Source organism: Enterococcus sp. DIV1682a, assembly GCF_051711005.1.
Lineage (GTDB): Bacteria > Bacillota > Bacilli > Lactobacillales > Enterococcaceae > Enterococcus_B > Enterococcus_B hirae.
The window spans coordinates 1,202,715-1,217,055 of record NZ_JBIOLT010000001.1; the positions used below are offsets into that span (position 1 = coordinate 1,202,715).

14 protein-coding genes and 1 riboswitch are annotated in these 14,341 nt (G+C 38.4%); of the genes, 11 read left to right on the forward strand and 3 right to left on the reverse strand.

The window, feature by feature from the left end:
• Nucleotides 1-2: 2 nt before the first annotated feature.
• Both IGJ23_RS05510 and IGJ23_RS05515 read left to right on the forward strand, forming a co-directional pair.
• Nucleotides 3-863 carry an L-ribulose-5-phosphate 3-epimerase gene (locus IGJ23_RS05510; RefSeq protein WP_094940814.1) on the forward strand — a complete coding sequence of 287 codons (861 nt, stop codon included), beginning with the start codon at nt 3-5 and terminating at the stop codon, nt 861-863.
• On the forward strand, nt 850-1,566 hold the full coding sequence (locus IGJ23_RS05515; RefSeq protein WP_034700355.1) for an L-ribulose-5-phosphate 4-epimerase: 717 nt from the start codon (nt 850-852) through the stop codon (nt 1,564-1,566). Before IGJ23_RS05510 ends, IGJ23_RS05515 begins: the two co-directional genes overlap by 14 nt.
• 162 nt (nt 1,567-1,728) lie before the next feature.
• On the opposite strand, the gene IGJ23_RS05520 is transcribed toward IGJ23_RS05515, so the two are convergent.
• Nucleotides 1,729-2,511, reverse strand: a complete 783-nt coding sequence (locus IGJ23_RS05520; protein WP_010719404.1) for a MerR family transcriptional regulator — start codon at nt 2,509-2,511, stop codon at nt 1,729-1,731.
• A gap of 178 nt (nt 2,512-2,689) precedes the next feature.
• Between IGJ23_RS05520 and IGJ23_RS05525 the strand changes: the two genes are divergently transcribed.
• The 3 genes from IGJ23_RS05525 (at nt 2,690) to IGJ23_RS05535 (ending at nt 7,516) form a co-directional block, all read left to right on the forward strand.
• A complete protein-coding gene (locus IGJ23_RS05525; protein WP_207432384.1) occupies nt 2,690-5,293 on the forward strand; it encodes an HAD-IC family P-type ATPase in 2,604 nt (867 codons plus the stop codon).
• Nucleotides 5,294-5,488: 195 nt separating this feature from the next.
• Nucleotides 5,489-6,013, forward strand: a complete 525-nt coding sequence (locus tag IGJ23_RS05530; RefSeq protein ID WP_251849616.1) for a hypothetical protein — start codon at nt 5,489-5,491, stop codon at nt 6,011-6,013.
• 15 nt (nt 6,014-6,028) lie between these two features.
• Nucleotides 6,029-7,516: a flotillin family protein gene (locus tag IGJ23_RS05535; protein ID WP_010719401.1), complete on the forward strand. Its 1,488-nt coding sequence runs from the start codon at nt 6,029-6,031 to the stop codon at nt 7,514-7,516.
• A gap of 77 nt (nt 7,517-7,593) precedes the next feature.
• On the opposite strand, the gene IGJ23_RS05540 is transcribed toward IGJ23_RS05535, so the two are convergent.
• Complete coding sequence (locus IGJ23_RS05540) at nt 7,594-8,187, reverse strand: FUSC family protein (RefSeq protein ID WP_010719400.1); 594 nt, start codon at nt 8,185-8,187, stop codon at nt 7,594-7,596.
• A gap of 109 nt (nt 8,188-8,296) precedes the next feature.
• Here IGJ23_RS05540 and IGJ23_RS05545 point away from each other — a divergent pair, with 109 nt between their 5' ends.
• Nucleotides 8,297-9,250, forward strand: coding sequence for an aromatic acid exporter family protein (locus tag IGJ23_RS05545; RefSeq protein WP_010719399.1), 954 nt, complete (start codon nt 8,297-8,299; stop codon nt 9,248-9,250).
• Nucleotides 9,251-9,362: 112 nt separating this feature from the next.
• Here the strand turns inward: IGJ23_RS05545 and IGJ23_RS05550 are convergent, their stop codons facing one another.
• Nucleotides 9,363-10,316 (reverse strand): Gfo/Idh/MocA family protein, encoded by a 954-nt coding sequence (locus IGJ23_RS05550; protein ID WP_010737424.1) that lies wholly within the window; start codon nt 10,314-10,316, stop codon nt 9,363-9,365.
• 183 nt (nt 10,317-10,499) lie between these two features.
• Here IGJ23_RS05550 and IGJ23_RS05555 point away from each other — a divergent pair, with 183 nt between their 5' ends.
• The 5 genes from IGJ23_RS05555 to IGJ23_RS05575 all read left to right on the forward strand — a co-directional run bounded on the left by IGJ23_RS05555 (nt 10,500) and on the right by IGJ23_RS05575 (nt 14,339).
• Nucleotides 10,500-11,036: a hypothetical protein gene (locus IGJ23_RS05555; protein ID WP_014834723.1), complete on the forward strand. Its 537-nt coding sequence runs from the start codon at nt 10,500-10,502 to the stop codon at nt 11,034-11,036.
• A 14-nt stretch (nt 11,037-11,050) separates the two neighbouring features.
• Nucleotides 11,051-11,854 carry a M15 family metallopeptidase gene (locus IGJ23_RS05560; RefSeq protein WP_034700361.1) on the forward strand — a complete coding sequence of 268 codons (804 nt, stop codon included), beginning with the start codon at nt 11,051-11,053 and terminating at the stop codon, nt 11,852-11,854.
• Between the two features lie 9 nt (nt 11,855-11,863).
• On the forward strand, nt 11,864-12,481 hold the full coding sequence (locus tag IGJ23_RS05565) for a glycoside hydrolase family 73 protein (protein ID WP_010737427.1): 618 nt from the start codon (nt 11,864-11,866) through the stop codon (nt 12,479-12,481).
• A gap of 22 nt (nt 12,482-12,503) precedes the next feature.
• A complete protein-coding gene (locus IGJ23_RS05570; protein WP_010737428.1) occupies nt 12,504-13,187 on the forward strand; it encodes a hypothetical protein in 684 nt (227 codons plus the stop codon).
• Nucleotides 13,188-13,508: 321 nt separating this feature from the next.
• Nucleotides 13,509-13,606: riboswitch (purine riboswitch) on the forward strand.
• 151 nt (nt 13,607-13,757) lie between these two features.
• Nucleotides 13,758-14,339, forward strand: a complete 582-nt coding sequence (locus IGJ23_RS05575; RefSeq protein ID WP_010719393.1) for a xanthine phosphoribosyltransferase — start codon at nt 13,758-13,760, stop codon at nt 14,337-14,339.
• The last annotated feature ends 2 nt before the right edge of the window (nt 14,340-14,341 follow it).

Below are 14,341 nucleotides of genomic sequence, written 5' to 3' on the forward strand. Positions count from 1 at the left end.
ACTTGGCTCAAATCGGAATTTATGAGAAGGCACTACCAAAAGATATCTCTTGGAAAGAGCGCTTTTTATTAGCAAAGGAACTTGGTTTTTCCTTTATTGAGATGTCGATTGACGAGACAGATGAACGCCTAGCTCGACTCAATTGGTCTGACGAGATGATCAATCAAATACGCAAAGACATGAAAGAGACGGGCATACGGATCAATTCCATTTGTCTGAGTGGTCATCGCAGGTTTCCTTTTGGCTCTTCAAATGAAGCGTATCGGATAAAAGCCAAAGAATTGATGGTCAAAGCGATCCGACTTGCTCAGCGCTTAAGTATCAAAATTATCCAAGTAGCCGGATACGATGTCTATTATGAAAAAAAAACAAGGCTATCACGAAAATTATTTATTGAAGGACTTGAAGAAAGCGTCAAAATAGCTTCTGAATATGGAATAATCTTGTCAATTGAAATTATGGATGATCCATTTATGAATTCAATCACTAAATTTTTAGAAATCAAACGCCAGATTGATTCACCATATCTTCAAGTTTATCCAGATCTTGGTAACCTTTCGGCTTGGCAAGAAAACGATCCAGAACGTGAACTAGAAAAAGGGATCAATTGGATTTCTTCCATCCACTTAAAGGATACCTATCCAGTAACAACTGAATCATCAGGTCAATTTCGTGATGTTCCTTTTGGCGCAGGCTGTGTTGACTTTGAGGGTTTGTTAAAGAAACTCAAACAGATGAATTATAATGGGTCATTTTTAATTGAAATGTGGAGTGAAAAAAATCCGGATTTTAAAAAAGAAATCGCAGCAGCAAAAAGCTATCTTTATCCGAAGCTAAAGGAGGCAGGTTATGAGTTTGCGTAATCCGATCATTAAAGAAATGAAACAACGTGTTTATGAAGCAAATTTGGCACTACCTCAATATGGACTAGTTAAGTTGACTTGGGGCAATGTCAGTGAGATTGATCGAGCGCTTGGGGTGATCGTGATCAAGCCAAGTGGTGTAAAGTATGAACAGATGGCTCCCGAACAAATGGTAGTGACTGATCTAGCTGGAAATCCGCTAGAAGAAGATGGGATGAAGCCCTCTTCTGATTTATCGACTCATGTGATTTTGTATCAAGCTTTTGAAAAAATCAATGCTATCGTCCACACGCACTCCACACATTCAGTCATGTGGGCGCAGGCTGGTCGAGACTTGCCTGCCTATGGAACAACTCATGCGGATGCTTTTTATGGAACGATTCCATGCACACGGCAATTAACCGAAGAAGAAGTTAAAAGTGCTTATGAAAGAAACACTGGTCATGTGATTGTTGAAACGTTTCAAGAGAGACAATTAGCTCCCACTGAAGTTCCTGGTGTATTCGTTTATGGACATGGCCCATTTACTTGGGGTGAAACCCCTGCAAAGGCGGTAGAGAATAGCTTGATCTTAGACGAAATATGCTTAATGGCTAAAGAAAATGAAAAAATTAATCCTGCTATGCAATCTATTCCACAATATCTTTTAGATAAGCACTACTATCGAAAACATGGGATGCATGCATATTACGGTCAAAAATGACGAAGCTTGCGGGGGCTTACTTGAAGTCTTCACATTTATTGATTCGTAGCACTTAGTAGCAAATTTTTATTCTTGATTTATAAAAGAGTTACTACGTCTGAGTTTGATATTTGATGTCAAATGAGACGTAGTTTTTTTGTATAAATATTTAGTTATCCCAAGCTACGATTCAACTAAAATTTCTAAACGCGTCACATATTCTTCTGGCTTATTCGTTTCGTGAAAATCAATCAGATAAGATTCATAAAATGGACTGGCTCTATGAAGTGAATGGGTAGTCAGGTAGTTCATGATGGTAGCAATTCCTTTCTTCCTTTGTTCATAGTCACCTTTAAAACTATAACTAAGATAATTTCCAGCAGGGAGTATCTCAGCATCCTCATTTTTAATCGTAAGGTCAGGACAAAAATAAAATACTTGATAGGTAAAAGGATCTTCCTCTAAATGGATGATACTACCAAAAAGATTTTGATTATTAGTGCTTAATAAAGGTTCGTATTTTTTATGAAGTTCTTTTAACGAAAAGTCGATTTGTTCATCCGTTGCAACCGTAGAAGCTTTAAGAATCAGTCTTTTCGGTTGTTGCACTAATAGCACTTCTTGATAGTCTATGCTTTCTGCTTCTTCAATTAACTGGACACGTTCGATTAATAGTTCGATTTTTTTTTGTGAGTCACTGATGAGTTGATGAAGTGCCTCGATTTCAAAAGCTAATAATTCTTTTGTCTTGCTGATTTCTTTTTGCTTCAAATAATCGGCGATCTCAGTAATGGAGACGTCAAAATAACGTAGGTCACGGATGGTATTCAGTTGTTCAATGTGTTCGTAAGAATAATTTCGATAGCCATTTTCATCATAATCCGGTGTAATCAAACCTAATTTTTCATAATAGCGTAAAGTATGGGCTGTAATATCATAGAGCTTTGCTAATTCATTGATTTTCAAATCATCACTTCCATTGATCAGTCATTTTAAGTAAGGTTATTTTACTACGAAACGTGGGGGAAATGTGAATGGAATTGATTTTTTTATTCTACATAGATAGATTTGCTTAAATTTTTCTTGACCTTAGAGTCACTCTAACCTTTATGATTTGATCAGTAAGAATTATTGGAGGAAAAAAATGAAAGAATGGTACACCTTATCAATCATAGAAATCAAAGAAAAATTAATGGTAAAAAAAGCAATGAACGAACAAGAAAGGAACGAACGACAACTTAAGTATGGAAGAAACGTCTTAGAAAATGGTATTAAAGTTCCAGAATGGAAAAAATTTCTTTCTTACTTTCATGATGCACTGATGTACATTTTACTAGGAGCTGCGATCGTTAAGCTTTTTACAGGCGCATATATTGAAGGCAGTATGATTTTTTTAGTTGTTTTCTTAAATGCGCTGATCGGCTATTTACAAGAACGAAAGGCAGCTTCATCTTTAGACAGCATTGCGGAATTACTTAGTGAAAAAGCAGTCATCATCGAAAAGGGACAGCAAAAAGAGATTGCACCAGCTGATTTAGTGGTGGGGGATCAACTCGTATTGGCTGCTGGAGATATCGTTTCTGCAGATGTTCGTTTGAGTGAAACGTTCAATTTACAAATCGATGAAGCAATTCTTACTGGAGAAACCCATGCGATCCAAAAGACGACCGACCCGTTACCGCTAGAGACTCCTTTAGCGGAACAAACGAATATGGCTTTTTCTGGGACTAAAGTGGAATCAGGTAGAGGAATAGGGATCGTAGTCGCGGTTGGAACTGCTACAGAAATTGGAAAAATCAGCACTTCATTAGGGTCGATCTCTGAACAAGAAACGCCTTTATTGAAGAAGATCAAGGAAATGAATACTAGTATATTTAAAGGAATCGCTGCGTTGATTTTATTGCTAGCTACCGTATCCTACTTTTATTATGGCATGACTTGGGGCTATATAGCGACAGCTGTCATTGCCTTGATCGTGTCTTCTATCCCAGAAGGACTTCCTTCGATCTTAACGATTATTTTATCTTCGGGTGTCAATCGGATGGCAAAGAAACAAGCAATCGTCAAAAATCTACCTACAGTTGAAACGTTAGGGGCAATGACAGTAATTTGTTCAGATAAAACAGGAACACTGACTAAAAATGAAATGACATTGGTTAGCTTAGCGACTAGAGAAGCGAACCATGGGGTGGAAATGCTTGAAGAAAAAAACTGGACCAAAAATGAGACTTGGCTTGTTGAAGCGATGCATAATTGTCAAGAAACCCAACTAACTCAAGGAGTATGTCCAACTTCAGGTAATGCCACGGAATTAGCTTTATTAAAATGGACCAATCAACAACCGATCGAACTTTATCCAGTCGTTGATAAAATCCCTTTCGACTCAGCTTACAAATATATGGCGACCGTCCATGAGATTGCAGGAAAAAGGATCTTATTTGTGAAAGGTGCGCCAGATGTTTTACTGAATAAAGTGCAATATGAACTGGGATCAGATGGAAGACAACAACAGATAGATCATGCTATGTGGTTACAAAAAAACGAACAATTAGCGCAAACAGGCCAACGTGTCTTAGCGTTTGCAATGAAAGAGTTAAAGGATCGTGAATTGTCACATGAAGAATTAACGAATGAGCTAGTGATGATTGGACTTAGTGGCATCATTGATCCGCCAAAGGAATCAGCTATTGCTTCAGTCAAGGAAATGCAACAAGCAGGGATCAGAGTAAAAATGATCACTGGCGATCATCAAGCAACAGCAAAAGCGATCGCTGAGGAATTAGGTTTAAAAAATGCTAAATCGGCGATTACGGGAACGGAACTAGATCAATTGACAGAAGAAGAATGGAAGATCGCTGTCCGTGAGAATGATGTTTTTGCCAGGACGACACCTGAACATAAATTGGCTATTGTGACCTATCTCCAAGAACAAGATGAAATTGTTGGAATGACTGGGGACGGCGTTAATGATGCGCCAGCTTTGAAAAAAGCCGATGTCGGGATCGCTATGGGAATCAAAGGGAGCGATGTTAGCAAACAGGCAGCAGACATGGTGTTGGTAGATGATAATTTTGAGACCATTGCAAAAGCCGTGAAAGAAGGACGACGTATTTTTGATAATTTGAAAAAGACGATTCTCTTTTATTTGCCAACTTGTTTAGCCCAAGGATTACTGTTGCTCTTTTCATTGGTAGGAAATTTCCCATTACCTTTAACTACTGTACAAATCTTGTGGTTAAATCTAGTCGCTTCGATCACCCTTTCATACGCATTGGGTTTTGAAAAAGCAGATCAAGATGTTATGAATCGTCCACCGAGACCAATTAACGAAAAAATCCTATCAAAATATGCACTTTTGCGTATTTTATATGTTGGGATCATCATGACTATTTTAGGGTTCGTTGCAATGGATTTTGTTCCTGCTGAAGCGAAACAAACCGTTCTGATCAATGCGATGGTTTTTGGACAAGCCTTCTACATGGTTAATTGTCGAAGAGTGACTGAATTTAGTCTGACAAAAGATCTTTTTGAAAATCGGGCATTACTCTATTCGATTGGAGCGATGATCCTCTTACAAGGATTGATGTTAGTGTTCCCACCATTAAAAATTGCGATTGGGACAGTTTCGTTGACTGTCCAAGAAGTAAGCATCAGTTTACTACCTGGATTGGTTTTATTCCTTCTTGTTGAATTAGAGAAAGCTTTTGTAGGGATGACGGTAAAATCAACTCACAAACTAGATGCATGAGCCATTTTCTTTTTAAAGAAAAGAAGCGAACAAAAATAATAAACGATCGCATTAAAGTGCTTTTGTTGCCGGTGGGGTGTCCGCCCCACTGGCTAAATCGTCATTGGGAAATTGGTAAAACAAAATTATCGATCAAACTATACAGAAAGTTATTCTATTGGTATGATAGAACAAAACAGAGGAGGAGGCGATTACATGATTGGAGGGATGGCGTTAGAGACGATTTATTGGTATACACTTTTAACTTGTGCGGGGATTGCAGTTTTTCTGCTAGTCTTTGGAGATATTTTTGATTTCGATGGTCCAATTGACCCGATACTCATTGTCCCTTGGCTAACTTTTACCAGCCTGTTTGGGTATTTAGGAGAGCGCTTAACAGAATTAGATTCGCTGTTTCTATTGATTTCAAGTGGGGCGATTGCAACTGTTTTAGTGTTTTTGCTCAATTTTTATGTCCGAATGCCGATGAAAAATGCTGAAAGTACGTTGTCTGCATCAGAAAAAACTCTTGAAGGACAGATGGCGATCGTAGTTACACCCATACCATTAAAAGGGATGGGAGAGATCCAATTAAAAAGTGTGACTGGTTCGATTACGCGACCTGCATGCTTTTATGCCCCACAAAGTTCACCAGCTAAGCAAGGGGAACAGGTCTTGATCATTGAAGTAAAAGAAAGAGTTTGTTATGTAACGCCTTATGAAGGCATGCTAAAAATATGAAGGAGTGTATAAGAAATGGAAATATCAGGAGTTTATATCGCAATTGCTATTGCAGTCTTGATCATTTTAATGTTACTGATCGTCTTTGTAGCAAAATATCAAACTGCCAAACCAGATGAAGCATTAATTATTAGCGGGAGTTATTTAGGCAGTAAAAATGTCCACGCAGATGAAAGTAATAATAAAATCAAAATCGTTCGTGGTGGCGGGGCATTTGTTTTACCAGTTTTCCAACGCTCGAATCGGATCAGTCTCTTGTCAAGCAAGTTAGATGTTTCGACGCCAGAAGTCTATACTGAACAAGGGGTACCAGTGATGTGTGATGGCACCTCGATCATCAAGATTGGTTCTTCAGTGGAAGAAATTGCGACTGCTGCAGAACAGTTTCTAGGTAAAACACGTGAGGAACTTGAAAATGAAGCAAGAGAAGTTTTGGAAGGGCATCTTCGTTCCATTTTGGGTTCGATGACTGTAGAAGAAATTTATCAAAACCGCGACAAATTTAGTCAAAGCGTTCAAGAAGTAGCATCTGTTGATTTAGCGAAAATGGGATTGATCATTGTTTCGTTTACGATCAAAGAAGTCCGTGATAAAAACGGTTACTTAGATTCTTTAGGGAAACCACGGATCGCCCAAGTGAAACGTGACGCAGATATTGCGGAAGCAGAAGCGTTAAAAGAAACACGTATTAAAAAAGCAGAAGCTGAAAAAGATTCTCAAGCAGCGGAACTACAAAGACAGACGGAAATTGCAGAATCAATCAAAGAAAAAGAATTAAAACTAGCTTCTTACAAGCAAGAACAAGATATTGCAAAAGCCAAAGCAGACCAAGCCTATAACTTGGAAAGCGCTCGGGCGCAACAACATGTTGTTGAACAAGAAATGGAAGTAAAAGTCATTGAACGACAAAAACAAATTGAATTAGAAGAAAAAGAAATCATTCGTCGTGAGAAACAATACGATTCAGAAGTGAAGAAAAAAGCCGATGCGGATCGTTATGCCAAAGAACAAGAAGCACAAGCTCAAAAGGTAAAAGAAGTAACTGAAGCCGAAGCTGAACAATTCCGCGTTGAAGCACTGGCACAAGCCGAAGCCAATAAAACCCGGTTAGCTGGTCAAGCGGAAGCGGAAGCGACTTTAGCCAAAGGAGCGGCCGAAGCTGAAGCCAAAGCCAAAATCGCAGATGCGTTCAAAGAATATGGGGAAGCAGCGGTCTTGAGTATGGTAATCGAGATGTTACCACAATTAATGAAAGAAGCAGCACAACCATTAGGAAACATTGAGAAAATCTCAGTGGTTGATACCAGTAACGGGTCAAGCGAAAATGGCGGAGCAAACCGGGTGACTAACTATGCTACCAATCTCTTAGCTTCCACTCAAGAAACGTTGAAAGAAACAACAGGATTAGATATCAAAGACATTATCGAAAATCTCTCTAATCGTGGAACGATGAAACAAGTTAATCTCTATGAAAACGGGGAACAACCCGATCAAGCAGAATAATTATCGCTAAAATTAGTTAGAAAAATAAACAAACCAGTTTCTTTCATGTTGAAGAGACTGGTTTGTTTATTTATGTATTAGCTATTTTTGTGTTTTTTGATCTGTTCTTCGACTTCTGCCAAATTTTCTCTAAGCAACGCTTCTTTTTTTTGCAGCTCAACTAAGTCTTCTACAAGCTCTTCTTTCTTTTCTGTCTCAGGTGGACGGAGAAAGAAATTGATTCCGATGGCGATAAAGGTTCCAATGAATGTGTCTAAGACTCGTTGGATCGCATATAAAGAGGATTCGCCTTGAGGAACGCTAAGGGCAATCAACAACAAAGTGGCGATTGCTGAGATGATCCCAGAATTATTATTGATTCCGTCAGATACCACGATGACGATGACCACTAGAACCGGCAGCAGAAATAATTCCACTAAAAAATCATTGTGAAAATAGTTCTTTACTAAAAAATAGATGATTCCGAGAAAGCCGCCGATTGAATTGCCAATGATTCTTGAACGACCAAAGGAAACAGTAGTGGTTAAATCTTGGCGCAAGGAAAAAACAGCTGACAATGCAGCAATCATCGGTAGTCCTCGATCAGTGACGTGGAAAAATAAAATACATAAAAAAACTGCTAATGCGCTTTTTATTGTTCGCATTCCTAAACGAAAACGGCCAAATTCCATCGCTTATTCTCCTTTTAGTCCTTTTTAATAGGATAACGAACTTTTAAAGAGATTGCTAGTTTTTAGCTAAGTCTTTTAGTATAATTCTAAGAAAAGAGAGGGGTTGCTTATGCGTATCGGAATGAGGACCGTGAAAACAGTGGTTAGTAGTATGTTGTCCATGGTTACCGCCCAAATGTTTTCATTATTGTTTTGGCCTTCAGCAGGAATCATTGCTTTGTTAAGTGTGGGCAACACGAAACGTTCAACTTTAAGAACTGGGATGTTAAGGATTGCGGCATTTATTTTAGCGACTGTGATTGCTTTTATTAGTTTTTTTATTTTTGATTATACGATCTTGGGGTTTGGCTTGTTCCTACTACTGTTTATTCCTCTGACTGTTGGGTTAAAATTGACGGATGGAATTGTCGTAAATTCTGTGCTAGTCACACACTATTTAAGTGAAAAAAATATGAGTTGGTCGTTGATCGGTAATGCAGCAAGTTTAATGGCTATCGGTGTTTTTTTTGCGCTAGTAGCGAATATCTATATGCCGGATATCAAAAAACAGCTACAAAAAAATCAACAATTGATCGAAGAAGAGTTTCGTATCATTTTAAACAACATGGCTGATTTCCTACTGACTGGAAGAAATACTAGCAATCAACTGCTTTGTGATAAATTGTTGGCTTTCGTAAGAGAAAGTCAGAGCGATGCTAGGAAGTACCAAGAGAATTACTGGGTGAAACAAACGCAATACTATGAAACGTATTTTTCTATGCGTCGAACCCAAATCAACGTGATCAAAGATATGCAGGGAAATCTGGATCGAATCCAAGACCCGGTTCCTTATGGCAAGCATATTTACGGCTTGTTGGTTTATACTGCAGAAACTTTTTCTGAAAAGAATGATGGAAAAGAATTATTGAAGCGGATTGAAGAAGTCTACGAACTATATCGGGACATGGCTATGCCCAAAGAACGTTTAGAATTTGAAGATCGAGCAGAATTGTTTCAATTTTTGCAATCCTTTAAGAGCTTTATTGAAATCAAAGCGGAATTTTCGCAACAATCGATTGGTTAAATTATTCAGTTCAATGAATGAAATAAAGAGAAGCTGTTTAAGCATTGGGGATGTCTCCGTTGCTTAAACAGCTTTTCATGTTTTTGAAAAATTCCAGCTTATTTCAAGGAGCTTATTTTTGCCAAAGTTTTTGCATCCCATCGAGGATCTCGATGACATCGTGGGTCAGAAACAACGAACGGTTAGGGAGTTCGCCTTTAATAGTTTTGACCATATTTTCGATTTCATAATTCATGGCTTGCGCGGTGCTGCCGCTTTCGATCCATTCTTTTGTCCCGTCATTGAAGATGATCTCCGCACGATCCGCACGAGGGTAATCGGTGATGGTGATATAGCCTTCTTCAAAGGCAACGATTCCCACTTTAGGCATTTTGGCTTGGAAAGTCAGACTGATCGTTGCTAACTCATTTTCTTTATTCCTTAAAATAGTCACTGACTGTTCATCCACACCTGTTTCAAATGGTACCATTGTTGATGCAATAACTTCTGGTTGAGAGCTCAAAAAGAAACGAGCAAACGAGACGGCATATGTCCCAATATCTAATAAAGCACCACCAGCTAATTCAGGATTGAAAAAGCGATTGGTTGGGTCGGGATCTTTATAGCTGCCAAATGGTGCTTGAATCATTTTTAATGCCCCAAGCTTGTTTGTGTCGATCAAAGAACGTAACTGTTGATACAATGGCATATTGAAAATCGTCATCGCTTCTGCTAACACTAGATTCTTTTCTTCTGCTAATTTCATTGCTTCGGTCAGTTCTTTTTTATTCATGGTGATCGCTTTTTCACATAAAACATGCTTATTCGCTGCTAATGCTTCCATGATATGTTGACTATGTTGACGATTGGGAACGGCAATATAAATAATATCGATTTCTTGGTCATTAAGCATTTCTTGATAACTACCATATGCTTTAGGAATATGATAGCGTTGTGCAAATGCTTCTGCTTTATCTATTGTTCGTGAAGCAACTGCTGCCAACTCGCTTGTTTCTTGGTCAAAATGTTCCGCAAACTCATGTGCAATATTTCCTAAGCCAATGATTCCCCATTGATACTTTTTCATACTTCAAAACTCCTTCTCGTGTTATATTTAATATAGTGAATGAAATGAAAAAATGCCATTGTCCTTGTTTAATTATACCAAATGAATCGTTAAAATTTGTGTTAGAGTACTTTAATAAGAAAAAGTAAAGTCGTAGTGAATTTTTTTGAAATTTAAGTAAAATGAGTAGAGGGGGAAACTTTTATGCATCAAGTTTATGTTGATTTGATTCTTAGTGTATTACTGGAACAGTACGCAACAGAAAAGAATTTTTTAGAGGACTATTTAGTAATTGACGAAGCGCAGTGGGAAGGCTGGAAACGAGGAGAGAAGAACCTTCCATCTGAAACCATGCAGAAAATCAAAAACCTGTTTACTGATTATGAATGGATGCTTACGCAAAAGATTTTACGACAAACGATCATTTTCCCTGAAAAAAGGACGACTGCAGTGGCAGAGTATAAACAAATCAAAACGAGAATCGCTCAAAAATGGTTAACGGATGGTCCTGCCAAAGTCGAATTGATTCCATTAAAAAACGATCAATATCTTACAGGGTTCCTTGACTTGAAGGTAAGTATTAATTATGATGAATGGGGTTATGACGACATCTTGAACTTTCGATTACCTGCAGACGTTCAAAGACAGATCGAAGGCGAGAAATTGGAACTGTTGGATTGGGTAAACGAGAATTTAGAAGAAACCTATGTTCATGAAAAAAATGAACATAAAAAGGAATGAGAGGATTTTTAAGAGTGAATAAAGTTTTAGGGTTTGGAGCAGTTGTGATCATGGTTGCCGCAATGGGGTACATCTTTGTAAGCGAGCAACACATGAAATCTGACGTCCAAGCAGAAAATCAAACAACTGAACAAGTAACCAAACAGACAACAAAGAGTTCCAAAGAAACTAAAGTGAAGGATTCTACCAAAAAAAGTGAAGATTTACCAAAGGTTCAACCGACCGATTGGGATCTTGTCTTGGTAGGACCTGATCATAAAATCGAAAAAGAAATCAATGAAGACACGCAGCTGGCATCACTGCCCAATGGTTATTTGATCGATAAACGTATCGAATCCCATTATGAAGATTTTGCGAAAGCAGCACAATCTGCAGGTTTTCCTTTAGTGATGGTCTCCGCATATCGTTCGGTTGCAGCACAGCAACAGGTGTTTACACAAAATGTCCAAGAAGTGATGAGTAGTCAACATGTTTCAGAGGAAGAGGCGACAGCAATCACGAAACAAACAATCACCGTCCCTGGACATAGCGAACATCATACAGGCTTAGCGGTCGATGTAGTGGATGAAAATTGGTATAATAATTATCCTTCACAGCTTTTAGAGGCAAGTTATGGAGATCAACCAGGGGCAAAATGGATTGCTGAAAATGCGCCTAAATATGGATTTATCATACGTTATCCTAAAGATCGCCAAGATATCACAAAAATTACGTATGAACCATGGCACCTACGTTATGTTGGAGAAGAAAGTGCGGCCTATATTTCGAAACATGATATCACATTAGAAGAATACTTAGAACAATTACAAAAGAAATAGGAGTAGTGAATGGCCAAAAAAAAATGGAAGAAACAAAAACGTAATTCATTACGCTTGATTGCTGTGATTTTTGGTGGAATATTGTTGATGATAGCTTTTGTTCTCTCTTTACGAGGCTTGTCAGCGCCTCTTGTTGGGCAAGAACAGAATAACAATGAGGCACAAACGCATCAACAATTTATTGATCGATTAGCTCCTCATGCGAAAGAATTACAAACCGGCTATGGCGTTCTCCCAAGTATCATTTTAGGTCAGGCAATTCTTGAATCAAACTGGGGCGAGAGTACGTTAGCCAGTCAATACAATAATCTTTTTGGAATTAAAGCATATGGTGATCAAAAAAAGGTCAATTTAGAAACAAAGGAATTTGTGAATGAAGAATGGGTCACGATCCAAGGAGATTTTCGTGTGTATGATTCATGGGAACAATCGATGGACTCTCACACACAACTTTTTGTGAATGGGGTAGATTGGAATCCAGCATTATATGAAAAAGTGATCACGGCTACGAACTATCGTGAAGCTGCCCAAGCACTGCAAGACGCAGGCTACGCAACTGACCCTTCCTACGCACAAAAAATTATCCAAGTCATTGAAACCTATCACTTGGATCAATATGATCAATAACTATGAAAAAGGGAGTGGCAAGATGGCAGAGCAATTTACCCCTGAAATTATGACCGAGCTACGAAAAGATATCGTTAGAGTACCTGAGGTCATTATGGAGGCAAGTGGTATTAAGATTTTTGGAAAACTGATCCGATCGATTATTTTTACTACTGATATAGCAATTGTCCGGAATACAAATGCAAATGCCGTGATTGCTGTGTACCCATTTACTCCGCATCCTGCAATCACTAAAAGTATTATCGAAGCAGCAGACATTCCAGTCTTTTCAGGTGTTGGCGGAGGTCTAACGCAAGGCACGCGCTCTTCTTACATGAGCTTATTTGCTGAAGCGCAAGGATCGTTAGGAGTCGTTTTAAATGCACCCACACCACTTGAAACAGTTCAAGAAGTTTGTCGTGCAGTGGATATCCCAGTGATTAGTACAGTGACATCGAAATATACAGAAATCGATGAAAAATTGGCAGCAGGTATTACGATCATCAATATCAGTGCAGGGAAAGAAACAACTGAAACGGTAAAATTTTTCCGAGAAAAGTATCCGGAACTACCGATTATTGCTACTGGTGGTCCAACAGATCAAAGCATCTTGGATACGATCAAAGCTGGAGCGAACGCTATTACCTATACTCCTCCAAGTAACGGGGAATTATTTAGTCGTAAAATGGAAAAGTATCGACAACTTGAAAAGCAAGAGGAATCATAAAAATCAAAAACAAGTCAAAAAAGAGAAAAAATCGTGGCACTCACGTAAATTCTCTTTTTTCTCTTTATTTCTGTCAGAAATACCGAACAACCTTGCTGAATGAGATCAAAAATATTAGATTTTAGAAAAAAATAGTGAAAGTTGGTTGTCACTTTCTGAAACAGATGTTAAACTGTTTTCATCGTTTGGAACAAAAGCTAACATTAAAAGTGCCAACCAACGATTATGAATGCTTGAACCAATCAACATATTTTATTAAAGCTACTTCTAGACTACTTGAGCAAAATAGATCACTATTTTGTTTCTTAAGAGGATCGAAGGAACGTAGTGATATAGCCCACTTATATATCGTCATGATAAGGATGACAGTTTCTAGCCAGCACCGTAAATGCTGGACTATAAGTGAAAGAGTGTCTTGCACCCTTTTTACTTATTTAGTAAAAGGGTTTTTTTGTTTAAAAAGCAGGCATTTCTGCGTATTTCGCACGAGCTTGAAACCTTGAAAGGGTGATCCATGAGGTCGAATAGTGGTTAGCTTTGATATCAATAAATGAAAAAGGGGCAAATAAAGTGAAAGAATTAGTGGAACGTATTCAAAAAGATGGCCGTGTGCTAGGTGAAGGCGTCTTAAAAGTAGATAGCTTTGTGACACATCAAGTGGATCCGGTATTAATGGAACAAATAGGGCAACGATTTGCGGAAGTTTTCAAAGATCAAGGAATCACTAAAGTGGTAACGATTGAAGCTTCTGGAATTGCACCAGCTTTATTTGTGGCGCAGACATTAAATGTACCAATGATTTTTGCCAGAAAAGCCAAAAGCTTGACGATGGATGAAGAATTGTTGACTACTTCTGTTTATTCCTTTACAAAACAAGTGACTAGTACGATTTCTATCTCTCGTAAATTTTTATCTGCAGAGGACAAGGTTTTAATCATTGATGATTTCTTAGCGAACGGTCAAGCGGCGAAAGGGTTGGTTGAATTGTGCCGCCAAGCAGGTGCAGGAGTCGAAGGGATCGGCATCCTGATTGAAAAATCGTTCCAAGATGGCCGTCAGCTATTAGAAGAAATGGGCTTGAAAGTTGTTTCATTGGCACGAATTGCGGCATTATCCAACGGACAAGTTGAATTTCTTGAGGAGGATGCATAAAG

Coding starts and splice junctions, on each gene's coding strand:
- IGJ23_RS05565 (WP_010737427.1), top strand. CDS start 11,864: ATGGCCAAAAAAAAATGGAAGAAACAAAAACGTAATTCATTACGCTTG.
- IGJ23_RS05515 (WP_034700355.1), top strand. CDS start 850: ATGAGTTTGCGTAATCCGATCATTAAAGAAATGAAACAACGTGTTTAT.
- IGJ23_RS05570 (WP_010737428.1), top strand. CDS start 12,504: ATGGCAGAGCAATTTACCCCTGAAATTATGACCGAGCTACGAAAAGAT.
- IGJ23_RS05545 (WP_010719399.1), top strand. CDS start 8,297: ATGCGTATCGGAATGAGGACCGTGAAAACAGTGGTTAGTAGTATGTTG.
- IGJ23_RS05530 (WP_251849616.1), top strand. CDS start 5,489: ATGATTGGAGGGATGGCGTTAGAGACGATTTATTGGTATACACTTTTA.
- IGJ23_RS05525 (WP_207432384.1), top strand. CDS start 2,690: ATGAAAGAATGGTACACCTTATCAATCATAGAAATCAAAGAAAAATTA.
- IGJ23_RS05535 (WP_010719401.1), top strand. CDS start 6,029: ATGGAAATATCAGGAGTTTATATCGCAATTGCTATTGCAGTCTTGATC.
- IGJ23_RS05540 (WP_010719400.1), bottom strand. CDS start 8,187: ATGGAATTTGGCCGTTTTCGTTTAGGAATGCGAACAATAAAAAGCGCA.
- IGJ23_RS05550 (WP_010737424.1), bottom strand. CDS start 10,316: ATGAAAAAGTATCAATGGGGAATCATTGGCTTAGGAAATATTGCACAT.
- IGJ23_RS05555 (WP_014834723.1), top strand. CDS start 10,500: ATGCATCAAGTTTATGTTGATTTGATTCTTAGTGTATTACTGGAACAG.